19 protein-coding genes and 1 tRNA gene are annotated in these 25,104 nt (G+C 58.3%); 10 read left to right on the forward strand and 10 right to left on the reverse strand.

The genetic code is table 11. From position 1 onward, the window contains the following. On the reverse strand, positions 1 to 422 hold a 422-nt coding region (locus BGLCM_RS00875), incomplete at its 3' end, for an RNA-guided endonuclease InsQ/TnpB family protein (RefSeq protein WP_044084516.1). Between the two features lie 260 nt (positions 423 to 682). Here BGLCM_RS00875 and BGLCM_RS00880 point away from each other — a divergent pair. The 4 genes from BGLCM_RS00880 to BGLCM_RS00895 all read left to right on the forward strand — a co-directional run bounded on the left by BGLCM_RS00880 (position 683) and on the right by BGLCM_RS00895 (position 3,353). Further along, positions 683 to 985, forward strand: a complete 303-nt coding sequence (locus BGLCM_RS00880; RefSeq protein WP_006294982.1) for a hypothetical protein — start codon at positions 683 to 685, stop codon at positions 983 to 985. 262 nt (positions 986 to 1,247) lie between these two features. Next, the gene (locus BGLCM_RS00885) at positions 1,248 to 1,574 is read left to right on the forward strand and encodes a putative quinol monooxygenase (RefSeq protein WP_044084517.1); all 327 of its coding nucleotides are present in this window, start codon (positions 1,248 to 1,250) and stop codon (positions 1,572 to 1,574) included. A gap of 328 nt (positions 1,575 to 1,902) precedes the next feature. Continuing rightward, positions 1,903 to 2,580 (forward strand): Pr6Pr family membrane protein, encoded by a 678-nt coding sequence (locus BGLCM_RS00890; RefSeq protein WP_006294985.1) that lies wholly within the window; start codon positions 1,903 to 1,905, stop codon positions 2,578 to 2,580. A 248-nt stretch (positions 2,581 to 2,828) separates the two neighbouring features. Further along, on the forward strand, positions 2,829 to 3,353 hold the full coding sequence (locus BGLCM_RS00895) for an NAD(P)H-dependent oxidoreductase (RefSeq protein WP_006294986.1): 525 nt from the start codon (positions 2,829 to 2,831) through the stop codon (positions 3,351 to 3,353). Between the two features lie 111 nt (positions 3,354 to 3,464). Here BGLCM_RS00895 and tuf read toward each other — a convergent pair whose 3' ends face one another. The 8 genes from tuf to BGLCM_RS00935 all read right to left on the reverse strand — a co-directional run bounded on the left by tuf (position 3,465) and on the right by BGLCM_RS00935 (position 13,112). Beyond that, a complete protein-coding gene (gene tuf / locus BGLCM_RS00900) occupies positions 3,465 to 4,664 on the reverse strand; it encodes an elongation factor Tu (protein ID WP_006294987.1) in 1,200 nt (399 codons plus the stop codon). A 241-nt stretch (positions 4,665 to 4,905) separates the two neighbouring features. Then, positions 4,906 to 7,035 carry an elongation factor G gene (gene fusA / locus BGLCM_RS00905; RefSeq protein ID WP_006294988.1) on the reverse strand — a complete coding sequence of 710 codons (2,130 nt, stop codon included), beginning with the start codon at positions 7,033 to 7,035 and terminating at the stop codon, positions 4,906 to 4,908. 43 nt (positions 7,036 to 7,078) lie between these two features. Then, positions 7,079 to 7,549, reverse strand: a complete 471-nt coding sequence (gene rpsG / locus BGLCM_RS00910; RefSeq protein ID WP_006294989.1) for a 30S ribosomal protein S7 — start codon at positions 7,547 to 7,549, stop codon at positions 7,079 to 7,081. Positions 7,550 to 7,554: 5 nt separating this feature from the next. Continuing rightward, positions 7,555 to 7,926: a 30S ribosomal protein S12 gene (gene rpsL / locus BGLCM_RS00915; RefSeq protein ID WP_006294990.1), complete on the reverse strand. Its 372-nt coding sequence runs from the start codon at positions 7,924 to 7,926 to the stop codon at positions 7,555 to 7,557. Positions 7,927 to 8,278: 352 nt separating this feature from the next. Beyond that, positions 8,279 to 8,605 carry a hypothetical protein gene (locus BGLCM_RS08395; RefSeq protein WP_006294991.1) on the reverse strand — a complete coding sequence of 109 codons (327 nt, stop codon included), beginning with the start codon at positions 8,603 to 8,605 and terminating at the stop codon, positions 8,279 to 8,281. A 371-nt stretch (positions 8,606 to 8,976) separates the two neighbouring features. After that, entirely contained in the window at positions 8,977 to 10,146 is a 1,170-nt protein-coding gene (locus BGLCM_RS00925) for an MFS transporter (RefSeq protein WP_044084519.1), read from the reverse strand. A 332-nt stretch (positions 10,147 to 10,478) separates the two neighbouring features. Continuing rightward, positions 10,479 to 11,390 (reverse strand): carbohydrate kinase family protein, encoded by a 912-nt coding sequence (locus BGLCM_RS00930; RefSeq protein WP_044084521.1) that lies wholly within the window; start codon positions 11,388 to 11,390, stop codon positions 10,479 to 10,481. Between the two features lie 522 nt (positions 11,391 to 11,912). Continuing rightward, a complete protein-coding gene (locus tag BGLCM_RS00935) occupies positions 11,913 to 13,112 on the reverse strand; it encodes an ROK family transcriptional regulator (RefSeq protein ID WP_044084432.1) in 1,200 nt (399 codons plus the stop codon). A gap of 810 nt (positions 13,113 to 13,922) precedes the next feature. On the opposite strand from BGLCM_RS00935, the gene BGLCM_RS00940 reads away from it, so the two are divergent. The 3 genes from BGLCM_RS00940 (at position 13,923) to BGLCM_RS00950 (ending at position 17,010) form a co-directional block, all read left to right on the forward strand. Beyond that, positions 13,923 to 13,995 (forward strand) — tRNA-His (locus BGLCM_RS00940). Between the two features lie 195 nt (positions 13,996 to 14,190). Next, complete coding sequence (locus tag BGLCM_RS00945) at positions 14,191 to 15,888, forward strand: MFS transporter (RefSeq protein ID WP_148401437.1); 1,698 nt, start codon at positions 14,191 to 14,193, stop codon at positions 15,886 to 15,888. Between the two features lie 96 nt (positions 15,889 to 15,984). Continuing rightward, positions 15,985 to 17,010: a threonine aldolase family protein gene (locus tag BGLCM_RS00950; protein WP_044084435.1), complete on the forward strand. Its 1,026-nt coding sequence runs from the start codon at positions 15,985 to 15,987 to the stop codon at positions 17,008 to 17,010. A gap of 127 nt (positions 17,011 to 17,137) precedes the next feature. On the opposite strand, the gene BGLCM_RS00955 is transcribed toward BGLCM_RS00950, so the two are convergent. Continuing rightward, positions 17,138 to 18,406, reverse strand: coding sequence for a glycosyltransferase (locus BGLCM_RS00955; RefSeq protein ID WP_006294999.1), 1,269 nt, complete (start codon positions 18,404 to 18,406; stop codon positions 17,138 to 17,140). Between the two features lie 103 nt (positions 18,407 to 18,509). Here BGLCM_RS00955 and purT point away from each other — a divergent pair, with 103 nt between their 5' ends. The 3 genes from purT (at position 18,510) to BGLCM_RS00970 (ending at position 24,835) form a co-directional block, all read left to right on the forward strand. Then, positions 18,510 to 19,931 carry a formate-dependent phosphoribosylglycinamide formyltransferase gene (gene purT / locus BGLCM_RS00960; protein ID WP_238548605.1) on the forward strand — a complete coding sequence of 474 codons (1,422 nt, stop codon included), beginning with the start codon at positions 18,510 to 18,512 and terminating at the stop codon, positions 19,929 to 19,931. Positions 19,932 to 20,154: 223 nt separating this feature from the next. Beyond that, a complete protein-coding gene (purC, locus tag BGLCM_RS00965; RefSeq protein WP_006295001.1) occupies positions 20,155 to 20,904 on the forward strand; it encodes a phosphoribosylaminoimidazolesuccinocarboxamide synthase in 750 nt (249 codons plus the stop codon). A gap of 181 nt (positions 20,905 to 21,085) precedes the next feature. Beyond that, entirely contained in the window at positions 21,086 to 24,835 is a 3,750-nt protein-coding gene (locus BGLCM_RS00970; RefSeq protein WP_044084439.1) for a phosphoribosylformylglycinamidine synthase, read from the forward strand. Positions 24,836 to 25,104 lie beyond the last annotated feature (269 nt).

Below are 25,104 nucleotides of genomic sequence, written 5' to 3' on the forward strand. Positions count from 1 at the left end.
ATGTCGAGCGGCTTGTCCATCTTGGCGAGCCTGAGAGTGCGGCCGTCCCATGTGAACGCGCTACGAACGAACGTGGCGGCTCCGCCACGGGACTTCTTCTTGAACCTCGGATAATCCGCAGTACCGTCGAAGAAATTGGAGAACGCCGCTTGCAAGTGGCGCAACGACTGCTGAAGCGCAACTGAAGACACTTCCCTGAGGAAGGCCAGCTCTTCGGTCTTCTTCCATCCGGTAAGCATGGTGCTGGTCTGGTTGTACGAGACACTTTCCCGACGCGCAGTCCACGCCTCGGTACGTGCCGCCAAAGCCTTGTTGTAGACCAGACGGCAACACCCGATGGTACGCCGCAGCAGGTTCTCCTGCCCGGGCGTTGGATAGAAGCGGTACTTGTAGGCCCGCTGGACCATACCATCGGCACCCATGCCTTACATTATAACATGAAAGAATGTAAAATATGGCCGTGCGCCTTACATCCCCCCCCCTGCGCTCCGCCAAGAGGCGGGGGTCTTACGGCGCAATCGATAAAAAATTCCCAAACCCAGCCAAGGCACAGATTCTTGAAAGAAAGCTGGGAAATTGCCTGAGCGAAAAACTCAGACTTTTTCAGGTTTCATGTGTTCCAATAATCGTAAAGCAGCCCAAGCGCGCGCTTGGTTGTACACATACGGGGAAAGGAACTGCGATGGCAGATCTGAAGGAACACATCGAAGAGATGGAAATTCGTCACGACGAGCACGTGGCCGAGCGTAAGGAAGATCGTGCTGACATCCGCGCCGAGCACATTGCCGACCAGATGCAGAAGGAAGAGGAAGACCTGAACAAGGCCGACGAAGCCAAGCACGAGTTCGAAGCCAAGCACGACGAGCACAAGGCTGAGCGTGAAGAGCGCCGCATCGAGCGCGAGGGCGAGCGCATCTTCAAGGATGACGCGAAGGCCGCTGAGGAAGACGAGAAGGCAGCAACCAAGGGCGTCTGCGGCTGCTGAGCCTGTCCATTGCGGTTGGTCAGCGTAGCCGACCGCAATCCACAAGAATGCCGGAATGGTGATTACACTGTTCCGGCATTCTTCTATATTGTTGGCAAGATTCTTTCCCCAAGATTGCCTGCCCAATATTCAACGCGGTTCATTGCGCTGCGTGGTGCGTATGGCACTGCACAGCACTACCCTCGCCACACGCAAAACCGGCGGACAGCACTCGGTGATTGCCGTAACGTCACGCATAACCAACTACAACAAAAGGATTGACATGAGTATCACGATCAACTTGTATTACATAGGTCGTGATGGCCAGGCGCAACAGTTTGTGCAGGCTATGGAGGAGTCGGGCATCGCCGATGCGATCCGCCAGGAGCCAGGTAACGAACGCTACGAATATTTCCAGCCGCTCGACCGGCCCGACACGGTGCTGCTGATTGATCAGTGGTCCGACCAGCAAGCGCTTGACGCCCACCATGCGAGCGCGATGATGGAGCAGCTTGCGCAGCTACGCGAGCGTTTTGACTTGCACATGCAGGTGCAACGCTTCACCGAACTGCCTGACGAGACGGCGGACGCGCAGTTCATCCGTTCATAACATGCTGTTGTGCCGGCGCTGCGGTTCCGGCACAGCAAGTTCTTCTTGGCGTGCGTTGTTGGACCAACATGTTCCCCGCCGTTCCCCAACCATTTTCAGCTCTTCTTGGCGCGCGTTTTGTTTTCTTCTCTCAACGGTCTCCTGTTGTATTGATTCCGCAATCCGGTTCCTAAGCGTGCTGTACTGTGCATAGGCACGCTCAATACAGCGAAACGTGCATTTGTGCAACACTGAAATTTGTGGAAAGCTCCAAAGCGCGCGCTCTCCTGCTCTCCTACGATGACTGCCTGACTGTATCAACACCATTCCAGTTCATTCAGGAGAGTCCATGTCCACGAATCGCACCGCACAGTTGATTGTGCAAAGCATGTATGTTGCGCTCGGCGTTGTCGCCATATTCGGCAGTTTCGGTCTGTATGATGCCGATTTCGACGGCACGTTTTACACGTATTTCACGAACCTGTCAAACTACTTGTGCGTCGGCGTGATGTTCGCCGAGCTTGTGCAGACGGCCCGCCGCAAGGGCAACGGATTCGTCACTCTCTCGCCGCTGCTCAAATTCATCTGCGTTATCGCAATCATGCTCACGTGCTGCGTGTTCAATTTCATTCTTGCCGGCGCGCCTGATCGCGATCCGCTTGACAATTACAAGGTCACGTGCATCCTGTTCCACACAGTGCTGCCGTTGCTGTTTGTGGCCGACTGGCTGGCGTTCTATCGCCATGGCGTAGTCAAGTGGACGTTCCCGCTGATTTCCACGATTTTCCCGCTGTTGTTTGTGGCGTTCGTGTTCATTCGTGCGGCGATCTTCCCATCCGCCGAGAATCTCTATCCATATTTCTTCCTTGATCCGGGGCAACAAGGCGTTGACGGTGTGATTCGTTGGATCGTGATCCTGCTTATCACCTTTATCGCGTTCGGTTACCTGCTCATGGCACTCGACCGTGCGCTGGATCGCCGCTCGGCTACCGTGGCCACCTCGCTGAAAGCTGCCGCGCTGGACTGAGACTGGGCGACTGCAAGCTCCAGTACCGGGTTTTCTTGCTTCACGCAAGAAGACCCTTTTTATTCCCGCATTTCGCTGCATGGCAATCCCACCATACTGTTCACTACGTTTCGTCGTGATGCGTTCACCGAGTCATCGGTAAATATACAGGCGCAACAATTAGGGTTGTAAGTACTGATGGCACCGGCGATTGCCGTTTGCCAGACAATCTGACTAATTGAACATCAAGTCCCAAGCAAAGGAACGTAATGCACACTGCTGTAATGGTATTCCACCCGAATATGGCCCAGTCCGTCGCCAACAAGGCGCTGATGCAGGCCGCACAATCCATTGGCGACCAGGTGACGGTGCGTGACATGTATGCGCTATACCCGGATTTCCACGTGGATGTGGCACACGAGCAGCAACTGGCGATGGCAAGCGACCGTATTGTTTTCCAGTTTCCGCTGTATTGGTACAGTTCCCCGGCGTTGCTTAAGCAATGGCAGGATGATGTGCTGGCCCCTGGCTGGGCTTACGCAGGCGGCCATGAACTGGCTGGCAAACATTTGATGCTGGCGGTAACAACCGGAGGCCCAGAAGAAACCTACCAGTTCGAAGGCCGCCAAGGCGTAACCATGGCGCAGCTGCTTACACCACTGCAAGCTGTGGCCAATCGCGTTGGCATGATCTATGATGAACCGTTCATCGTGCACGGCGCCATGGATGGCCTAATGACCGACACGCGCCTCGAAGAAGCCCGCACCGCCTACGTGCAGCGTCTCGGTGACTGAGTTCTCAGCCTCAATCTTTCACGCCACAACGCAAAGAACCCCGGCTCCCAAACAGGAACCGGGGTTCTTTTCTACGCTAGTTCAGCGTGTCAAATCGTCGCGTGATGAAAATCAGGCGAGGATCTTGGTGACACGGCCCGAGCCGACGGTGTGGCCGCCTTCGCGCACTGCGAAGGTCAGGCCTTCCTCCATAGCGATCGGCTGGATGAGCTCGACCGTGAAGGTGGCGTGATCGCCAGGCTGCACCATCTCGACGCCTTCCGGCAGCGTGATGACGCCGGTGACGTCGGTGGTACGGAAGTAGAACTGCGGACGGTAGTTCGAGAAGAACGGCGAGTGACGGCCACCCTCGTCCTTGGTGAGCACGTAGACTTCGCCTTCGAACTTGGTGTGAGGAGTCACGGAGCCCGGAGCAGCCACAACCTGGCCACGCTCGACGTCCGTACGGTTGATGCCGCGGAGCAGCAGGCCCGTGTTGTCGCCAGCCTCGCACTCATCCATCTGCTTGTGGAAGGTCTCGATGGAGGTGACGGTGGTGCTGGTGGTCGGACGGATGCCGACGATTTCGACAGCGGTGTTGATCGGCAGACGGCCACGCTCAACACGGCCGGTCACCACGGTGCCACGGCCGGAGATCGTGAAGACGTCCTCGATAGGCATCAGGAACGGCTTGTCGAGATCGTGGGTTGGGGTCGGGATGTACTCGTCGACGTCCTTCATGAGCTCCTTGACGGTCTCCACCCACTTGTCGTGGTCCGGAGCGTCGTCGTGCAGAGCGCCGTAAGCGGAGGTGTGCACGACCGGGCAGTCACGATCGAAGCCGTTTTCGTCGAGGAGGTCACGGACCTCTTCTTCGACGAGCTCGATGAGCTCTTCATCTTCGACCATATCGCACTTGTTCAGAGCGACGAGGATCTTCGGGACGCCCACCTGACGAGCGAGCAGCACGTGCTCGCGGGTCTGAGCCATCGGGCCGTCGGTGGCGGCCACAACGAGGATGGCGCCATCCATCTGGGCAGCACCGGTGATCATGTTCTTCACGAAGTCGGCGTGGCCAGGGCAGTCGACGTGAGCGTAGTGACGCTCAGCGGTCTGGTACTCGATGTGGGCGATGTTGATGGTGATACCACGCTGCTGCTCTTCCGGAGCGGCATCGATCTGGTTGAAGTCATAGGCCGGGTTGACATCCGGGTACTCTTCGTGGAGCACCTTGGAGATGGCTGCGGTCAGGGTCGTCTTGCCGTGATCGACGTGGCCGATGGTACCAATGTTAACGTGCGGCTTAGTACGCTCGTACTTTTCCTTTGCCATGTGTTTTTGTCCTCCTGGACGGTTCTCGTGTAGTGGTGCTCCCCTGCTGTTTGCCACAGCAGTGAAGCGCGTGCTACATATTACTGGGTTTCTGGGTTGTCGCCACTTGAAGAGCCCGAACCCAGTCAGCGCTTATGAATACTAGCGCTGACTGGAGACGTTGTCCACTTCGGCAGTGTCTGTGAAGAACACTTTCACACAAACCCCCCGTAAAGGGTCTATGCGGTGGCGGCCGACGACATTACTCGCCGCGCTGGGCCTTGATGATCTCGTCGGCAACAGCCTTCGGGACCTCGGCGTAGGAATCCATCTGCATGGTGAACATTGCGCGGCCCTGCGTCTTGGAACGCAGGTCGCCAATGTAGCCGAACATCTCGCTCAGCGGCACCTTGGCGTCGATGACCTTGACACCAGTGGCGTCGTTCATCGACTGGATGGAACCACGGCGGGAGTTCAGATCGCCCATGACGTCGCCCATGTACTCTTCCGGAGTACGCACCTCGACGGCCATGATCGGCTCGAGGATGACGGGCTTGGCCTTGGGGGCAGCTTCCTTGAAGCACATGGAGCCTGCAATCTTGAAGGCCATTTCCGAGGAGTCGACGTCGTGGACCTGACCGTCGACGACGGTCGCCTTGACGCCCACCACCGGGAAGCCGGCGAGGATGCCGGATTCCATGGCTTCCTGCACACCAGCATCGATCGAAGGGATGTATTCCTTCGTGATGTGGCCGCCGGTGACCTCGTTCGCGAACTCGTAAACTTCGCCGTTCTCGGTGTCGAGAGGCTCGAAGTTCATGAGCACCTTTGCGAACTGGCCGGAACCACCGGTCTGCTTCTTGTGCGTGTATTCCTGGTTCATGACGGCCTGGCGGATCGTCTCGCGGTAAGCCACCTGCGGCTTGCCGACGTTGCACTCCACCTTGAACTCGCGACGCATACGGTCAACGATGATGTCGAGCTGGAGCTCGCCCATGCCCGAGATCAGCGTCTGGCCCGACTCTTCGTCGGTCTTGACCTGGAACGTCGGATCCTCGTCAGACAGCTTGGCCAGAGCCAGGCTCATCTTCTCCTGATCAGCCTTGGTCTTCGGCTCCACGGCCACCTCGATCACAGGATCAGGGAAGGTCATGGACTCGAGGGAGATCGGGTGCTTCTCGTCGCACAGCGTGTCGCCCGTGGTCACGTTCTTCAAACCGACGAACGTGTAGATGTTGCCGGCCTCAGCCGAATCCACCGGGTTCTCCTTGTCGGCGTGCATCTGGAAGATCTTGCCGACGCGTTCCTTCTTGCCCTTCGTGGAATCGAGCACGGTGTCGCCGGGCTTGACAACGCCGGAGTACACGCGCACGAACACGAGCTTGCCGTAGAACGGGTGCGTCGAGATCTTGAAGACGAGGGCCGAGAACGGATCGTCCATGGTGGGCTTGCGGTCGATTTCGATGGACTCGTCGGACGGGTCGAAGCCCTTGATCGACGGCACATCTTCAGGCGACGGCAGGTAATCGACAACAGCGTCCAGCATCGGCTGCACACCCTTGTCCTTGAATGCCGAGCCGCACAGCACCGGGTATGCCTGACGAGCGATCGTCAGCGTACGGATGCCCTTGCGGATCTCCTCTTCCGACAGTTCGCCGGACTCGAGGTACTTCTCGAGCAGCTCTTCGTCGGACTCGGCAACCTGGTCGAGCAGTTCCGAACGGTACTCTTCAGCGCGATCCTTGAGGTCATCCGGGATGTCAACGGTGTCGTAGTGGGCACCCATGTCGTCCTTGACGTCGTTCCAGACGTAGGCCTTCATGCGGATCAGATCGACGACGCCAGCGAAGTCGTTCTCAGCGCCGATCGGCAGCTGCACGACGAGCGGGGTTGCACCCAGCTTTTCCTTGATCGTGTCGACCGAGTAGTAGAAGTCGGCGCCGAGCTTGTCCATCTTGTTGATGAAGCAGATACGCGGAACGCCATACTTGTCAGCCTGACGCCACACGGTTTCGGACTGCGGCTCCACGCCTTCCTTGCCGTCGAACACGGCGACAGCACCATCGAGCACACGCAGGGAGCGCTCCACCTCGGCCGTGAAGTCCACGTGGCCAGGGGTGTCGATGATGTTGATCTGGAACTTCTGATCCGTGTCATGGGTCTGGCGGTTCCAGAAGCAGGTGGTAGCAGCGGACTGAATGGTGATGCCGCGCTCCTGCTCCTGAGCCATGAAGTCCATCGTCGAAGCGCCATCATGCGTTTCGCCGATCTTGTAGTTCTTGCCGGTGTAGTACAGAATACGCTCGGTAGTGGTGGTCTTACCGGCATCGATGTGAGCCATGATGCCGATGTTACGGACCTGGTGAAGGTCAGTAAGCACGTCCTGTGCCATTGATGTTCCTTAACTCTTCGTTTCGAGTGATGTCCGGCTGAAATTACCAGCGGTAGTGAGCGAAAGCCTTGTTGGCTTCTGCCATCTTGTGGGTGTCCTCGCGACGCTTCACGGAAGCGCCCAGGCCATTGGAAGCATCGAGAATCTCGTTGGCGAGACGCTCAGCCATCGTCTTCTCACGACGAGCGCGCGAGAAGTCGGTCAGCCAACGCAGCGACAGCGTGTTGGCGCGGTTCGGCTTGACCTCGACAGGCACCTGGTAGGTAGCGCCACCGACGCGGCGGGAACGCACCTCGAGGGACGGGCGGATGTTGTCCAGAGCGCGCTTGAGCACGGCCACTGGCTCCTGATCCGTCTTCTCCTTGACCATATCGAGCGCCGAGTAGACGATGTCTTCAGCAATCGACTTCTTGCCGTCGAGCAGAATCTTGTTGATGAGCTGTGCCACCACGGTCGAGCCGTAGATCGGATCCGGCAGCAGCTGGTGTTTCTTAGCGGGTCCCTTGCGTGACATATCTCTTACTTCGCCTTCTTTGCTCCATACAGGGAACGACCCTGCTTGCGGTCCTTGACGCCCTGGGTATCGAGTGCACCACGCACGATGTGGTAACGCACACCAGGAAGATCCTTCACACGGCCACCGCGCACCAGCACGATGGAGTGCTCCTGAAGGTTGTGGCCTTCACCCGGGATGTAGGCCGTAACTTCGACGCCAGAGCTCAGACGCACACGAGCCACCTTACGCAATGCCGAGTTCGGCTTCTTCGGGGTGGTGGTGTAAACACGGGTGCACACGCCGCGACGCAGCGGGCTGCCCTTGAGAGCCAAAGTCTTGGACTTCTTCGGCTTTGCCTTGCGTCCCTTACGGACAAGCTGTTCAATAGTAGGCAACTTGAATTCTCCGATTCAGTGGTTTGTATTCCTCTTCGTGAGACCGCCGCACTGCAGCCCACTGTTCCCAACTGAATCGTTCCCGCGGATATTCCCGCTAGCTGTTCAAAGAAACTGGTTAGCCACTGTCCACCGGCCCGATGGCCCCCTCCCCTGACGCCGGACATTGCTGCCCCGCGCTGCAAACGGTTCAAGGGATATCCCAACGTGCGCTTCTGTTACATAAGATGCGCCGCTGGCACACACGAGTTATGAATGTACTACAGGGTGACGATAAACGACAGTTTGTGGAGACGTATACGGTGTGTCTTCACAAACCGACGTTCAACTACCCTGATCCAATAAGCGATAATCATGACTCTTCAAAACCGGAATTGTCCAGCTTGAGATTTGCGACATTGCCTTCAATGATTTGGACAACACATTCATCAAAACCGCTGGCATTATCAGCATGGATTTCCAAACTCAATGATATATCTGCTCCCACTAGCCGCAACTGGTCAAGTATGGCTTCGTTAATGCGCGCAATGTCACGATTCATTGAATCTGGATCAAGTTTCGCAGTGGCGTAGTACCGTGTCATACGTGCTGGAGCCACTACGCCCGGATTTCTCCGTTTGACCGCCCGGCAAGTCATCGCCCTGTTGTCTAGGATGCGTGGATTGATGGTCCTGTCCATCAATTTGTTCCACGCCGGCTCCAAGATGCGGTTCCAGCCGTACTGCCATCAGCTTTCGTGTAAATCACATTGATGGCATCACCTATCGGCATGACTGCGACCACTGTCACTGGTTGTTCTGCAACAACGCCAGCAATGGCAACGCCCGGTTGGATTCCATCAAGGTGCAAACTTCACGCCAATCAGGTACATGACAATCTGACCGTGGTAGTTCTATCGTTCAACTAGGAACACGGTATAACGAGAATATATTTATGAACTATAAAAAGGCTAGCGATTATTCCTTTGTGCAATCAATAACAATCCCGCCTCTGCGAAGCGAACATCGCAGAGGCGGGATTGCAGAGAAACAGGGAATAAGGAAGAGTGAGCTAGTTCTTATGGTGCTCAAGCATGCGGTAGCCCAAGCCCATCACGAGCACGTAGAGGCAGCCAACAGCCATGACGAGCACGGCGCCGATCTGGCCCATGCCGTCAGCGGCCAGACCCATGAGCGGCGGGAAGATGGCGCCGCCGATCAGACCCATGAGCATCAGGCCTGAGACCTCGTTCTGGCGGTCGGGGCGATACATCAGCGCATGCGACAGGAACAGCGAGAACACGTTCGAGTTGCCGAAGCCCACTAAGGCCACGGCCACCCAGAACAGCCATACGGGCGGATTGCTCGGCGTCATCGTGAAGATCGCGAAGCAGATGGCCGACACCACCATGATCGCACCGCAAATACGCAGGCCCAAACGGTTGCTGATGCGAGAAAGTGCGATACTACCCGTGAACGCGCCAATCATACGGGCGATGAAGTAGACCATTGTGGCCGAGGTGGCTGTGGCGAGCGCGATGTCGGTGTGCTCCATGAGGATGCGCGGCGCTTGCGCGTTGATGCCGACGTCGACGCCCACATGGGCCATGATGCCTAGGAAGCACAAGAATACGACGCGGTCCGAGAACAGCAGTTTGAAGCAGCGGCCGATGGTGGTTTCGCCTTGGTCGGGAGCCGGTTCCTCAATATGGTCGAACGACAGCCACAGGTACGATACGATGCCCACGACCAGATAGATCACGAACAGGATCCACCACATGCCATGCAGATGGCCGAAACCCCAGGCTGCGATGTATGGCGCGAACAGTGATGCGAACGCTTTGACGAACTGGCCTGTGGTCAGCGTCGAGGCCAGTTTCTTGCCACCGACAAACACGGTCAGCAACGGGTTGAGTGATACCTGCATCAGCGTGTTGCCGATACCGAGGAATGCGAATGATGCCACAATCAAGACCAGTCGCAGGTCGTCTGAGCACCACATGTAGGCCACAATTGGCAGCAGCATGGCCACGAGTGTGACGAGGATGGAAATCAGCACGGTGCGGCGACGTCCGATTTTGTTCATGAGCACGCCGGTGGGCACCGACAGGATCAGGAACCAGAAGAACACCATCGTGGTGAACAGGTTGGCTGTGGCGTCGGAGAGTTTGAATTCGCCCTGCACATAGTTCGTGGCCGTGCCTACGAGGTCCACGAATCCCATGACGAAGAACGCAAGCATGACGGGCGCGATTTTGCCGAAGCTTGCCTTGGTCTTGGCGGGTGCCGATCCTGATGGGGTCGGGTTGAGGTCTATGGATGATGCGGCGCCGGCAAGGTCCGGTTCCGTAAGTTGGTTGCTCATGATTGAGGTTCCTTCCAGAACATCGTTGTTCTACAATTTCCCAGTTGCCTTCAGCCGCTGGGGCTGATAGGAGCATGCATTGGTGTGTGTTGTGAGAGTGCAGGCGGTGCGTGTGAACGCCAGGTTGTGCTAGGGACGCACCACCTGTATGTCAGGAGTGGGATAGAAGGCCATTGGGCACACAGTCGAACTGTTATGCCACGTAACCGTTATGCCAGGTAATCGGGCATCACGTCGGGATACGTGGGCCATGCGCCGTTTTGCGTGCATACGTAGGCCGCTGTGTTCACGGCTTTGGCATGGGCATCAGCCAAGGAGTCACCTTGCAGGATGCGTGCTGTGAACGTGCCGGAGAACGAGTCGCCGGCACCGACCGTGTCGGCCACTTCCACATGGGGCGTGGCCAACGTGGACACTTCACCAGAACGCGAGAAAATTGTCGAGAAATCGGCACCTGCGGTCAGGATCACATAATCAAGGTCGTATTGCTTCATGAACCAGCGGCATGCTTCGTCATCGGACGCGTTGCGGATGCTGAACAAATCGCGCAGCAGCAGCAATTCAGCGTCGTTGATCTTGAACACGGTGGCGTAGCCGAGCAGCTCTTCAATGAGTTCCTTGGAATAGTGGTCGCCACGCAGATTGATGTCGAAGAATCGCATTGACGACGCTTTGGCATGCTTGAGCAGTTCCACAATCGTGTCGTGCGTTTCTGGCGAGCGCAATGCCAGTGTGCCATAGCAGATGGCGTCCGCTTGTTCCACGGCACGGATCAGTTCGTTGGTGAAGAGCAGATGATCCCAGGCTACGCCGCGCACGATTGTGTATTCGGGAATGCCTTCTTTGAGTGCCACTTCGACTGTGCCGGTGGGCCATGCGTTACGTTGCACGATTGCGTCGATGCCGGCTGTATGGGCTTGGCTCAGCAGTTCGTCGCCAAGGGCGTCCTCGCCTACGGCGCTGATGGCCGTACCATGTGTGCCGTTCATCATGGCGTGGTAGGCGAAGTTTACGGGTGCTCCGCCGGCTCGTTTGCCTGAGGGCAGCATGTCCCAGAGCAACTCGCCTAGTGCGAGCACATTGTGTTTGTTCGGTCCAGTGGCGTTGGCATCGGCCTGCATTGCAAGGTCTGGTGTCTGCATCGTTTCCATAGTGGTTTCAGCGGTCATCGCGCCGCACCTCCTTGTGTGGGGAGTATGAGGGACGCGACAGCGATAGGTATCGCCGTTTGGGGGTCGCGGCCACAGCTCCATGCTTCGACTGTTCCGGCTGTGTCGATATTGCGTCGTTGCGTCCGGAACTCTGGCCACTCGTCAAGCAACGAGGGTTGGTCGTGCTCAATGAGTTAACTTAGTTTATATATTAACACAGTTAATCAATTAACTGAGTTAATCAGCGTGTCTGTTGTAATAGCAACGATATGGAGCCAATGAGGGTGCGCGGAAATCAAGAAGAGCTGCCAACAGCAGCCACCACGAGCGCAAGAAAGCGGCGACAACGGCTCAAGCATGCAGCAACGCAATCGATGAACCGGAAGACACCGATGAACTGAAAGAAGGGGCCGGAAACTATAGGCTGTCCCTACTGCGACTACTCACTATCGCAGCTACCGTACCTCTAGAAACTCCAAGAACTGCAAAGAACTACAGTCCGCGCACAAATGCCGACGGATTGGCGAGAAAATGCTCCACGGCCACACCGGCGGCACCCTTGGTGGAAGCGTCGGCTGAAGCGTCGGCCAGCACAATGGTGGTCCGGGCGTTGAGTTCCGGCAGAATGCGCGCGTCCACCACGCGCCGAATCGCGCTGAGCAGCAAATCGCCACCACCCGACACAATGTCGCCCACAATGATGCGCGACGGATTGAACGTATTGATAATCGTGACGGCGCCATAGCCCACATACGTGCCGATGCGCTGCACCATGGCCACAGCCTGGCTGTTGCCCGACGCGGCCAAACGGAACAACGCTTCGCAAGCCTCACGATGCGTCATCGACTCGGAATCGGCCACAATGCCCGACTCATTGAGCTCCTCATGAATGGACACGGCCGAACAGTACCGTTCCAAGCAGCCCACATTGCCACATTCGCAAGACCTGCCATTCACATCGATGCTGACATGACCGATCTCCGTGGCCGCGCCAAGCTCGCCGTTAATCGTCTCATCACCGTCAATGACACCCAAGCCAACGCCTTCGCCGAGCAAATAGTAAGCCAGATGACGGTCCGCATCCCCCTGGCCAAACAGACGGTACGACAGCACGCCGGCACGGGCGTCCTGCTCAATAAACACAGGCACGGACAGGCTGTGCGAGAATTCGTCGATGAAGTTCACCGCCCGCCACTCCTGCATTGACGAAACCATGGCCGTACGCCCCACGGCACGCAAGTACGGCCCCGGAACAGCCATGCCGATTGCGATGATGCGCCGATCCTTGGCCAGCAACTTCTCAAGCATGGAATGCACGGTGTCTAACGTTTCGGGAATCTGTGTATGCTCCACGGCCGTTATTTCTTGCATGCTCAACTGGTTGCCGGCCAAATCGTAGACTCCAATGCACACGAGCGTGCGCGCGAACTTGACACTGGCCACATGGAACGCCGACTTGTTCATGCGCAAGCCAATCGAACGGCGCCGCCCCTCGCCTTGCATGTCGCCCGTCTCCTCAAGCAAACCCGCCTCAATGAGTTTGGCTGTGATTTTGCTAATGGCGGCCGGAGTCAACTCCAACGCTTTGGCAATCGTCGCACGCGAAACGGGCCCATGATGGTACACATGGTGCAGCACGCGCGAACGGTTGTGTTCCGAAAGCGTCGCCCGCGAAACCTGCGTGCTTGTCATGATAAGCCTCCCGTGAATTGCGATGCCGTTATCGGCCCGAACTGTGCCCACCATAGTAGGCGGCGGCCGGTCGCGACACCAGTATCCACCCGCACCAGCCGACACCGCCCGCACCGCAACTTATGCACAGAAGTATGCACATCAGTGCACAGGCACACGCAGCCGCACGCATACTCCCACCAAACACGCAGCGCAGCCACACACACAACACAACCTAACCCAACACAAAAAGAGAGGGCGACCCGGCTGTCTAGGAAATTCCGGGCCGCCCTCCAGCCTACTTATGCGCCGAAGCTCGTGCACCTCGTTATGCACCCTGCGCATGCGCCTTGCATGCGGCCCCGGCGGCTGCGGCATATCCTGATGCCGCTCATCCACACAACATTCACCACACCACTCGCATCTCTTCGTCGGCCATGCCCTGGCATCGCGGACGAGGCAATCACAGCAACTGATTATTCAAATGCCTCGAACCCAATTTCCCATCCATGGCCCTTCTGTTTCCTCAACACGCATCCCGGTGATGCGCAGATATACAGGCATCCCATATGGATGCCTCCTACCGGATCCGTAGAACCTTTGAATGTGTTACCACCAACGCCACGTTGCGTCAGCTGCACCACCTTGGTGCGATGTACTCCTTAACCTCATTGCTGCATTGCACTTCCCAGTATAGTATCCCCTCGTTGGCACCGCCAACCCCAACACGCAGCGTGTCCACAATCGCACGACACGCCGGACGCACATGGTGGCCAGGATTCGTGTATAGTTTCCATTCGTTGCTTGCAGTCACTTACTGCGAACACCATGGTGGATATAGCTCAGTCGGTAGAGCATCTGATTGTGGTTCAGAAGGTCGCGCGTTCGAGCCGCGTTATCCACCCCCTCACAAGCCCGCTGGATTCCGGCGGGCTTGTTACGTACTACAGGCCGGTCACGTGCGCAGGCCTGTCCGTTGCGCAAGCCTGATGTGTGAAGTTACGCAAGCTCAATCATCGCGGACTCACGCCCGCCCCTCCCCCTCTCCCCCGTTTCGCTTCTCGCATACCTTCCAGCCTCGGGTTTTATAGTGCGCACTATGACTCAGAGTGCGACATCCCCCAGTCGTGCAGCTTCCAGCGCCACTGCACCCTCGTCCAGCGCCAACCAGCAGCAACAGCCACATGACGGCATGATGCACGGCGGCAAACTGGCGCTCGTGTTCATCGCACTCGCGTTGGCCGTGTTTGTCGGCTCACTGTCCGAGACGATCGCGGCCACGGCGCTGCCCACGATTGTGGGCGATTTGGGCGGCGTGGAAATCATGCAGTGGGTTTCCACAATGTACATTCTCACGAGCACGATCGTCATGCCGTTCTACGGCCGCATGGGTGACCGTATTGGTCGCAAGCATCTGATCATGGTCGCCATGGCGCTCTACGCAATCGGCAAGGTCATCTGCGCAATCGCGCCCAACATGGCGTTGTTGTTGACCGGCCGCGCCGTGTCCGGCTTGGGTGGTGGCGGCGTCATCATTTTGTCGCAAGCCATTTTGGCCGATATCGTCTCGGCTCGCGCACGTGGCAAATACATGGGTGCGATTGGCGCCGTGTTCGCCGTGTCCACCGTGCTCGGCCCTGTCATCGGCGGTTGGGTGGTCCAGGATTTCGGCTGGCGCATGGTGTTCTGGTGTACGATTCCGCTTGACATCATCGCCATCACGATGACGGGCCTGTTCCTGCGCAAGGACGCTCACAAGGCCTCCGGCAACAGCATCGACATGTGGGGCATCATCATGTCCACAGCGTTCACGGTCACGCTCGTATTGGCCGCATCCTGGGGTGGCAACCTGTACGCATGGGACTCCTGGCAGATTTTGGGCCTGTTTTTCATCTCACTGCTGTGCGCGATTGCGTTCGTCTGGATTGAACGGCGCGCGCAGGAACCGGTCATCCCAGTCCGTCTGTTCAAAAACCGCAACTTCGTGCTCGTCACCGTCACGGGCATGCTTGTCTACGGCGCCGTGGCCGGAGCCACGAATTATTTGCCCACGTTCCTGCAAATTGTGGAAGACAAGTCGCCGACCATCGCCGGCTTGATGATGACACCGATGATGGCCGGTTCGTTGATTACCTCCACGGTCACGGGTTTCCTCGCATCGATTACAGGCAAATACAAGTGGATGCCGATCGCGATGGGCGCCGTCATGACGTTCGGTTTCGTCATGCTCTCCTCGATTGGCGTGGGTACTCCCGCGATTTTGCTGATGACCTACTTCTTCCTGATCGGTTTCGGTCAGGGCTTGGGTTCGCAGATCCTCGTGCTGATTGTGCAAAACGAGTTTCCGCACACTATCGTTGGCACGGCCACGGCCGGCAACAATTTCTTCCGCCAGATTGGCACGACGCTCGGCACCGCCATTGTCGGCAGCGTGTTCACGTCACGTCTCGTCTCGATTGTCACTCCCGAAATACCATCGAACGTGCACATCAGTATCGCCGATGTCACGCCGCAAATGCTCAACAAGCTGCCCGAGTCGCTGCATGGCGTGATCGCACAGGGCTACAGTGAGGCGCTGACCCCGATTTTCCGCGTGTTCGTGCCGATTTTGGCCGTGGCCACCGTGCTCATGTTCTTCATCAAGCAGCATCCGCTCGCCACCACCATCAACAACAAAGGCACGGCCGCACTCGAAGCCGCGCAGAACCAGCCGTCAACTCAACAATCGCCTCAAGCTGGCTCCTCACCCAGCGCTGCCGCCAACTCGTCACCCGCTGCCGCTCACAACGCCGCCTGACGCTGTGGGCTTGTTTCCAGCGTTTTCTCACCCGAGCGACCATAATCGGTATTGATTATTGGTATTTCCGCGCAACCAACAGTAAGGATGGAACCGATGCTGTCTTTTGAAAATGACTATTCAAGCGCTGCCGCGCCGCAAATTCTCGACCGCATGCAGCAGATCGCCAACGAACAGCATCCAGGCTATGGCAATGACCAGTATTGCCAGATGGCCGGCGACAAAATCCGCGCGGCATGCCAAAACCCTGAAGCCGACATTTGGTTCCTGACGGGTGGCACACAAACGAACGCCACCGTGTTGTCGGCGATCACACCAGCCTATGCGGGCGTCGTATGCGCCGACAGCGGCCATATCAACACGCATGAAGCCGGCGCCGTGGAAGCCACAGGCCACAAGGTACTCACGTTGCCCGGCCAGGATGGCAAGATCACCGCCGAAGCGCTGGACGATTTCTGCGAGCGCTTCGAAGCCGACGCGAACCATACGCACATGGTCTATCCGGGCAGCGTGTATGTGTCGCAGTCCACCGAATACGGCACGGTCTATTCGCGTGACGAGTTGGCTGCAATCGCCCAGGTTGCGCATGACCATGGCATGCCGTTGTTTGTGGATGGCGCGCGGTTGGGCTATGCGCTTGAATCTGACGGCTGCGACATGACGTTGGCCGATGTGGCGATGATTGCCGACGTGTTCACGATTGGTGGCACGAAGGTGGGTGCGCTGTTTGGTGAAGCCGTCGTGTTTACGAAGCGCAATACTCCCAAGAATTTCACGACGATTGTCAAGCAGCATGGCGCGTTGCTCGCCAAGGGATTCCTGCTGGGGTTGCAGTTTGACACGTTGTTTACTGACGATTTGTATTTCAAGCTTGCCAAGCATGCCGACGCCGCTGCCGACCGCATTCGCGCGGCACTCGTGAGCAAGGGCTACGATGTGGCGTTCACGTCGGTCACGAACCAGATCATGATCACGGTGTCCAATGACAAGGCGGCCGCACTGGCCAAGCAGGTCAAGCTCGGATTCATCGAGCAGGTGGACGCCGGCCATGTGATGCTGCGCATTTGCACAAGCTGGGCCACCACTGACAAGCAAGTGGATGAATTGATCAGCCTGCTCTGATGTGCGCGGAACCATGCTCTTGAGGCATGCGATTCACCTTGTTGGTGGCGGGTGGCACCGGGAACCTTGTATGGACATGCAACCGGCAGGTGCCGCCCGCCACTATGCGTTGGCGTGGGCTTGGCTGTCAGGATTCGCGATGGTGACGCAGCACCTCATGTTCCATATCCAGGAACTTGTGTACGGAAATGGCCACGCGGTAGGTTTCCTGTGTGTGTTTGGCGTAGATGCGACGCCATTGCACCAGTTCGGCAGGATGTTCGAACCACCAGTCGATGCGTTCAGCCAGTGTCTGCGCGTCCTTGACGGGGAACGAGCAATGCGGGTCGAGCGCGAAGTCGCCGGCCGCGCTCAATGGTGAATCGGCGACGACGGGCACGAGACCGCACGCCATGCCCTCGATGACGGACAGCGATTCCAGGTCCACGATGGAAGGATGCACGAGCAGGTCCTGTGAGCGCAACAATTGCGGCATTGTCGAGTTGGCATGGAAACCGATGTCGGCGGGGTTCTTGAGCAACCGTTTGGCCATGCGGCGCAAGCGGTTGCCGATAGGGCCCGTACCGGCGATTGTCAATGTGATGTCGTCGGCATGCTTGCTCAACGATATGGCTTTGATCAGTGTGCGCTGGTCCTTTTCATTGCTCAACCGTCCTGAAGCGACTATGCGCATGGGTCGGTCCGGCCCAAAGTGGATTTCATCGGCTTCGATAAGCTCCTCATCGGTCAGCAGTGCGCCCATGGACTGCTCGTCCATGGCGAATGGAGGCGTGAACCGTGTGTCATACCCATTGGAAATGACATGGATCGGCTTGCGGTAATGGTGTTTGCGCAACAGCCGGGCCCCCATGTCGCTGGGCACGTGGATAGCATCCACTTTGCTGTACATCCAGTGCCGGAACAGCCAGTAGATGAATGTGGCCACACCGGGAATCCAACGCAACGGCCCCGCCGAATAGGTGATGTTTTCGGGTTGCACATGGAAGCCCGCGGTCACGGGCAATCCCATCGAACGCGCCACACGCATGGCATGGCGGCCGAAGTTGAACGGCATATAGATGTGCACGATGTCCGCGCCTTCAAATGCGCGGCGGAACAACGCGTCGGACGGTTTGGCGAAATGCATCTGCTGTTTGCGTGAGATCCAGGATACGAACGGGATCAGGTTTTCTTGCGCCGGATACTCGGGCGCGCCAATGCCCACGAGCCGCACATGGTGGCCTTCACGTTTGAGCTGTTGCGCCCATTGCAACGCCGAATTGGACGTGCCGTTGCCGCGGTTGCCCACGGCATCCAACACCATAACGATTGTCAATGGCTTGCGCCGCCCATCCCCCGGCTGCGTGTGAGACGTCTGCTGCGTAGCGTGATCGTGTCGCTCAGTCATGCCCTCCATCGTAGCGGGACAACGCGCAACCACATGCCGGCACGTCATGATGGTTTGTTCGCACAATGTGCACACGGGCCGCTACCAGCCCCAAGCATGGCACAATGGGGGCATGACTGATACGACGCATGAAGCAATGGATGCCATCGCGAACCCGGAAACCCCCATCACACCAGCGGCAACAGCCACCGACCAGCCAACGAGCCCGCTCGTGGCCACCACGGCTGTGGATATCACGGCTGACGCCGTGGAACCAGCACCCTCATCCTCAGCCACCACATCCCGCACGGTCGGCACGCCGTTGGGCCAGCATCCCACGCGCGTGCTGCTGCTCGGTTCAGGCGAACTCGGCAAGGAAGTCGCCATCGCACTGCAACGGTTGGGCGTGTATGTGGTGGCGGCCGACTCTTACGCAGGAGCGCCCGCGCAGCAAGTCGCCCATGCAGCCAAGGTGGTGGACATGGCGGATGCGCAGCAGCTCCAGGACCTTATTACGGAAGTCAAACCAAATATCATCGTGCCGGAAGTCGAAGCAATCGCAACACAGGAACTGACTGCGGCAGCACAGCACGGCATCCAGGTGGTGCCGAGCGCCAAAGTCGCCCAAATCTGCATGGACCGCGAGCAGCTACGCACGCTGGCCGCCGAAACGCTGGGACTGCCGACCACACCTTACCGTTTTGCCGGAAGCCTCGAAGAACTGCGTGCCGGAGCCGAACAAATCGGCTATCCGTGCGTAGTCAAGCCCGTCATGAGTTCGTCGGGCCACGGCCAGTCGGTCGTACGCAGCGCCGACCAGATTGACGCGGCCTGGAAGGAAGCGCAAGAAGGGCGCCGCGCGGCGTCGGAAGGCGACACGAGCCGTGTGATCGTGGAACAGCTCGTCGACCTGGACGCTGAACTGACGATGCTGACCGTGGCCTCGTCGGCCGGCATCGTGACGTGTGAACCGATCGGACAACGCCAGGAAGACGGCGACTACCGTGAATCCTGGCAGCCGGCCGACACGGGCATGCGTGAACTTGAAGAAGCACGCCGCATCGCCACAGCGGCCGTGCAAGGCCTCGTCGACGTCTCCACCCAAAACAACGAACACGGCTGGGGCGTGTACGGCGTCGAACTGTTCGTACTCAAGGACGGCACCGTGCTGTTCAACGAAGTCTCACCGCGTCCGCACGACACGGGCATGGTGACGATGATGAGCCAGCGTTTGAACGAATTCGAACTGCATGCGCGCGCCATCCTGGGTCTGCCGATCACAGCCGACCATGTGACGCTCGCACTGCCCAAGCACACGGCGGCCGCCAGCCATGCGATCGTGGTGGAAGGTGACGGTGAAGTCGAGTTCGGCAATCTGGACGTGGCGCTCGCACATGCGGGCACCGACTTGCGCGTGTTCGCCAAGCCGGTTGTGCATGGCCATCGCCGCATGGGTGTGGCGCTGGCCGCGGGCACCGATCCGCTCGAAGCGCGCGTCAAAGCCTCCCAAGTGGCGCAAGAGTTGGCCATCACCGTGGTGCCCGCCAACAACTAATCTGACTCCCGTGCCGTTGGGCCGGTTTGCCAAGCGCTGAAGGCCGCGCCAAGTCTTCATCCCCACGTTTGTGACACATAGTGGGAAAACCGGCCCTTTCCACTCCCCCTTGGGCTGTCAAATTGCTAGGCTCGTGACTTGTATCCATTCAATTTCAACCATCATCCCCACCCAGTCGGGCCGTGCATGGTCCGGCACCGAGAGAAGGCGAGATTCAAGGTTCATGGAGAAGCTGGAGAAGCTCTACGAGGGCAAGGCCAAGAAACTGTTCGCAACTGACGACCCCGAGGTGCTCTGGGTTGAATATATGAACCAGGCCACGGCCGGCAACGGCGCGAAGAAAGCGCAAATTGAAGGCAAAGGCAGCTTGAACAACCGCATTACGGCAGTCATTTTCGACTTGCTCAAGGCTCGTGGCGTGGACTCGCATTTCGTCTCCTCGCTGTCGGACACCGAACAGCTCGTGCGCAAGATGGACATGTTCCCGCTTGAGATCATCATGCGTAACACGGCCGCCGGTTCGTTCGCCAAGCGTTACGGCGTGGAAGAAGGCACGCCATTGAAGCAGCCGATCCTTGAGTTCTGCGTCAAGGATGATGCGCTGGGCGACCCGTTCATCAACAATGACGGCCTGATCGCGCTCGGCATTGTGACCGAGGAGGAACTCGACGAAATCTCGCGTCAGGCCCGCGCCGTCAACGAAGCGCTGCTTGATATTTTCTCGAAGATCGACGTGCGTCTCGTCGATTTCAAGATTGAGGAAGGCCGCACGGCTGACGGCCGCATCCTGTTGGCCGACGAAATCACGCCCGACACCTGCCGTCTGTGGGATGTCAAGGATGGTGGCGAGACGATCGAACATCTGGACAAGGACTTGTTCCGCCGCGATTTGGGCAATATCATTCCGGCCTACGAGCAGATTCTCGAGCGTCTCGAACAGCTTGCCGACGCCGAGGGTGTGACTCGCTCCTGAATTGACTTTGTATTTCCGCGCAAGGCCCCATGACATGCCCACCCGCATGCCTGTCGCCTCACGTACTTGAAGGCTTTGGCGAGTAGCGTGTGCAAGCTCGCCACCCGCCAAGGCCACATAACTGAACATTGAACAATCAAACGAGTGACCACTTACGACCCTGAAGAAGAGAGAGCAAACCGTGGTGTATCGCGTGCATGTGGAGAAGCGTTCCGGCTTTGATGTTGAAGCGCAGCAACTAACGCATGAATTGAAAACGATCCTGGGCGTGGATGCCTTGGATCGCGTCCGCATCATCAACCGTTACGACGTGGAAGGCATTGACGAGAACCTGTTTGAACGCGTGGTGCCGACCGTGTTCAGCGAACCGCAGGTTGATGCCGTCTCGAGCGACCTGCCTGAACTCGGTGATGCGCAAGTGTTCGCTGTGGAGTTTTTGCCGGGCCAGTTCGACCAGCGTGCCGATTCGGCCAGCGAATGCATCCAGCTCATTTCCCAGGGTGAGCGCCCCACCGTGCGTTCCGCACGCGTCTATGCGCTCGAAGGCGCGCTGAGCGACGCCGATGTGGCGGCGATCAAGCGTTATGTGATCAATCCTGTGGAAGCGCGCGAAGCCGGGTTGGAGCAGCCTGAAACGTTGGAAGCCAACGTGCCCGTACCCCAGCCCGTGGAAGTCATTGAAGGTTTCCGCGAAATGCCTGATGAGGCGTTGCAATCATTCATCGATGAACGCGGATTGGCCATGGATGTGGCTGATTTGCGGTTCTGCCGCGAGTATTTCACGCAGGAACAGCGTGATCCCACAATCACCGAAATCAAGGTGATTGACACGTATTGGTCGGATCATTGCCGTCATACGACGTTCGGCACGAACCTGACCGATATCACGATTGACGATGCCGTGGTACGTGAGGCGTTCGGCCGCTATTTGGCCATGCGTGAGGAATTGGGCCGTGGGGCCAAGCCGATCTGCCTGATGGACATGGGTACGATTGGTGCCAAGTGGCTCAAGAAGAACGGCATCCTGACCGGTCTCGACGAATCCGAAGAAATCAACGCGTGCACCGTGAAAGTCAAGGTGGACGTCAACGGTGAGGATGAGGACTGGTTGTTCCTGTTCAAGAATGAGACGCACAACCACCCCACCGAAATTGAACCGTTCGGTGGTGCGGCCACGTGTATTGGCGGTTGCATCCGCGATCCGCTGTCGGGCCGTTCCTATGTGTACCAGGCCATGCGTGTGACGGGTGCGGCCGATCCCACGGTGCCCGTGTCCGAAACGCTTGAAGGCAAGCTGCCGCAGCGCAAGCTCGTGACAACGGCCGCTTCGGGCTACGCGAGCTATGGCAACCAGATCGGTTTGGCCACGGGTCAGGTCAGTGAAATCTACCATCCGGGGTATGTAGCCAAGCGCATGGAAGTCGGCGCCGTGGTGGCTGCCACGCCTGCCGACCATGTGCGCCGTGAGACGCCGGCACCGGGCGACCGCATCATTTTGCTCGGTGGCCGCACGGGCCGTGACGGCATTGGTGGTGCAACGGGTTCGTCCAAGTCGCATACGGTCGAATCGATTGAACTTGATGGCGCTGAAGTGCAGAAGGGCAATGCTCCTGTGGAGCGCAAGCTGCAGCGTCTGTTCCGCCGTGGCGAAGCCTGCCGCCTGATCAAGCGTTGCAACGATTTTGGTGCTGGCGGCGTGTCAGTGGCCGTTGGCGAGATCGCTGATGGCCTTGATGTGGATTTGAACCGCGTGAGCAAGAAGTACGAAGGCTTGGACGGCACTGAACTGGCCATTTCCGAGTCGCAGGAACGTATGGCTGTGGACGTGGCGGCCGAAGACGTCGACGAGTTCCTCAAGTATGCGCGTGAAGAGAACCTTGAAGCCGAGGTCATCGCCACCGTGACCGAGGAACCGCGCATGGTCATGCGCTGGAACGGGGATGCGATTGTGGATTTGTCGCGCGCGTTCCTCGCCTCGAACGGCGCTCCCAAGCAGCAGGATGTGCATGTGGTTCAGCAGCAGGCTTATGTGGCACCGCTGGCCCAGGATGATGCTGGCACGTTGGAAGAGCGCATGCATACGTTGCTCGCCGACATCAACGTGGCGTCCAACAAGGGTCTGTCCGAGCGTTTCGACTCGACAATCGGCGCAGGTACCGTGCTCATGCCGTTCGGTGGCCGCACGCAATTGACGCCGACGCAGGCCATGGTGGCCAAGCTTCCCGTGTTCGGCGAAACAACTACGGCTTCAGCCATGGCATGGGGTTTCAACCCATACATCATGGAACGCAACCAGTTCACTGGCGCCTACCTGTCGGTGGTTGAATCATTGGCCAAGCTCGTGGCCGCCGGATTCCATCATGAAGACGCCTATTTGAGCTTCCAAGAGTATTTCGAGAAGCTGCGTGATGAGCCTACGCGTTGGGGTAAGCCGATGGCCGCTGTGCTCGGCGCGCTCATGGCGCAGGTCGATTTGGGTGTTGGCGCGATTGGCGGCAAGGATTCAATGTCGGGGTCGTTCGAAGACCTCGATGTGCCGCCAACGCTGATTTCATTCGCTGTGGCTGTGGGCGACATGCGTCATGCCACAAGCCCCGAATTCAAGGCCGCGAACCATCGTGTGGTGCGCATTGCGCCGCGTTACCTGGCAGATGGCTTGACGCCGGACGCCGAGTCGTTGCTCGAAGTGTTCTCACTCGTCGAATCGTTGACCGAGTTCGGCGATGCCGTGGCTGTGGCCACGCCAGGATATGGCGGTACGGCGCAGCAGCTGTTCTCGATGATGGTCGGCAACCGCATTGGTGTGGCGATTGATGATGCCATTGATACGAACGCGTTGTTCGCACCGGCATATGGTTCGTTCATTCTTGAATTGAGCGATGCCGCCGTCATTCCCACGGCGTCGAACCTCGTGGACATCAGTGTTATTGGCATGACCACGAAAATCTATAGTCTGCAAGCGGGCGGCACCACGCTGGATGGTGACGCGTTGCAGCAAACCTGGGAGTCGGGCATCGAAAGCGTGTACCCGTACCGCACGGCCGGTGACGCGGATACGGAAGCACAAACCGTGGAGCCGATTACGTTCCATGCGCCCAAGAAGACCGTGTATACGGGAACGGGCGTGGCCAAGCCGCGCGTAATTATCCCCGTGTTCCCAGGCAACAACTGCGAATACGACACAGCCGCCGCATTCGAACGCGCGGGTGCGGACGTGACGACGCTCGTGATCAACAACCTGACACCCAACGATGTGGCCGAGTCCACACACGAACTGGCCCAGCAAATTAGCCAAAGCCAGATTGTGATGATTCCGGGCGGATTCTCGGGCGGCGACGAGCCGGATGGATCGGCGAAGTTCATCACGGCGTTCTTCCGCGCGCCTGAAGTGACGGAAGCCGTGCGCGACCTGATCAAGAACCGTGACGGCCTGATGCTTGGCATCTGCAATGGCTTCCAGGCGCTGATCAAGCTTGGTCTCGTGCCGTTTGGCGACATTGTGGACATGGATGAGAACTGCCCGACGCTGACGTTCAACCGCATTGGCCGCCACCAGAGCCGACTTGTGCGCACGCGTGTGGCCTCGGACCTGTCGCCGTGGCTGGCGCGCACGCAGGTCGGTGACGTGCATACGGTAGCCATTTCGCATGGTGAGGGGCGTTTCGTGGCGTCGCCTGAAATGCTCTCCTCGCTCGTTGAGCATGGTCAGGTGGCCACGCAGTATGTGGACGAGCAGGGCGTGCCAGGCATGAGCCTCGACGTGAACCCGAACGGCTCGATGCTCGCGATTGAAGGCATCACGAGCCCTGACGGCCGCATCTTCGGCAAGATGGGCCACTCGGAACGCTCAGGCAACGGCCTGTACCTGAACGTGCCAGGCAACACCTACCAGCCACTGTTCGAAGCCGGCGTGGACTACTTCCGCGCCTAAACTCGCGCGCGCTTCGCCAAAGCCGCCCGATTCCACGCGGATTCGGGCGGTTTTTTGCATTGCCGGATAGCGGATTCCAGCGGATCCGTCACCAGATGACTCGCGTTTGTACCACGGTGGTACAGGCGCGATACGGATTCCGGATGAAAATGCACGCGTCTGTACCACGGTGGTACAGACGCGAGCAAAATTGGGCGAAATCCGTAGCGTGGTTGTACCACGGTGGTACAAAAACATACAATTCCACGCCTCGATGACTCGTGGTTGTA

The organism is Bifidobacterium gallicum DSM 20093 = LMG 11596 (genome assembly GCF_000741205.1).
GTDB lineage: Bacteria > Actinomycetota > Actinomycetes > Actinomycetales > Bifidobacteriaceae > Bifidobacterium > Bifidobacterium gallicum.

What these genes read in the sequence shown, in the direction of transcription:
- BGLCM_RS00880 (WP_006294982.1), top strand. Translation starts at nt 683, where the DNA reads ATGGCAGATCTGAAGGAACACATCGAAGAGATGGAAATTCGTCACGAC.
- BGLCM_RS00885 (WP_044084517.1), top strand. Translation starts at nt 1,248, where the DNA reads ATGAGTATCACGATCAACTTGTATTACATAGGTCGTGATGGCCAGGCG.
- BGLCM_RS00890 (WP_006294985.1), top strand. Translation starts at nt 1,903, where the DNA reads ATGTCCACGAATCGCACCGCACAGTTGATTGTGCAAAGCATGTATGTT.
- BGLCM_RS00895 (WP_006294986.1), top strand. Translation starts at nt 2,829, where the DNA reads ATGCACACTGCTGTAATGGTATTCCACCCGAATATGGCCCAGTCCGTC.
- tuf (WP_006294987.1), bottom strand. Translation starts at nt 4,664, where the DNA reads ATGGCAAAGGAAAAGTACGAGCGTACTAAGCCGCACGTTAACATTGGT.
- fusA (WP_006294988.1), bottom strand. Translation starts at nt 7,035, where the DNA reads ATGGCACAGGACGTGCTTACTGACCTTCACCAGGTCCGTAACATCGGC.
- rpsG (WP_006294989.1), bottom strand. Translation starts at nt 7,549, where the DNA reads ATGTCACGCAAGGGACCCGCTAAGAAACACCAGCTGCTGCCGGATCCG.
- BGLCM_RS08395 (WP_006294991.1), bottom strand. Translation starts at nt 8,605, where the DNA reads ATGGACAGGACCATCAATCCACGCATCCTAGACAACAGGGCGATGACT.
- BGLCM_RS00925 (WP_044084519.1), bottom strand. Translation starts at nt 10,146, where the DNA reads ATGCTTGCGTTCTTCGTCATGGGATTCGTGGACCTCGTAGGCACGGCC.
- BGLCM_RS00930 (WP_044084521.1), bottom strand. Translation starts at nt 11,390, where the DNA reads ATGCAGGCCGATGCCAACGCCACTGGACCGAACAAACACAATGTGCTC.
- BGLCM_RS00935 (WP_044084432.1), bottom strand. Translation starts at nt 13,112, where the DNA reads ATGACAAGCACGCAGGTTTCGCGGGCGACGCTTTCGGAACACAACCGT.
- BGLCM_RS00945 (WP_148401437.1), top strand. Translation starts at nt 14,191, where the DNA reads ATGACTCAGAGTGCGACATCCCCCAGTCGTGCAGCTTCCAGCGCCACT.
- BGLCM_RS00950 (WP_044084435.1), top strand. Translation starts at nt 15,985, where the DNA reads ATGCTGTCTTTTGAAAATGACTATTCAAGCGCTGCCGCGCCGCAAATT.
- BGLCM_RS00955 (WP_006294999.1), bottom strand. Translation starts at nt 18,406, where the DNA reads ATGGAGGGCATGACTGAGCGACACGATCACGCTACGCAGCAGACGTCT.
- purT (WP_238548605.1), top strand. Translation starts at nt 18,510, where the DNA reads ATGACTGATACGACGCATGAAGCAATGGATGCCATCGCGAACCCGGAA.
- purC (WP_006295001.1), top strand. Translation starts at nt 20,155, where the DNA reads ATGGAGAAGCTGGAGAAGCTCTACGAGGGCAAGGCCAAGAAACTGTTC.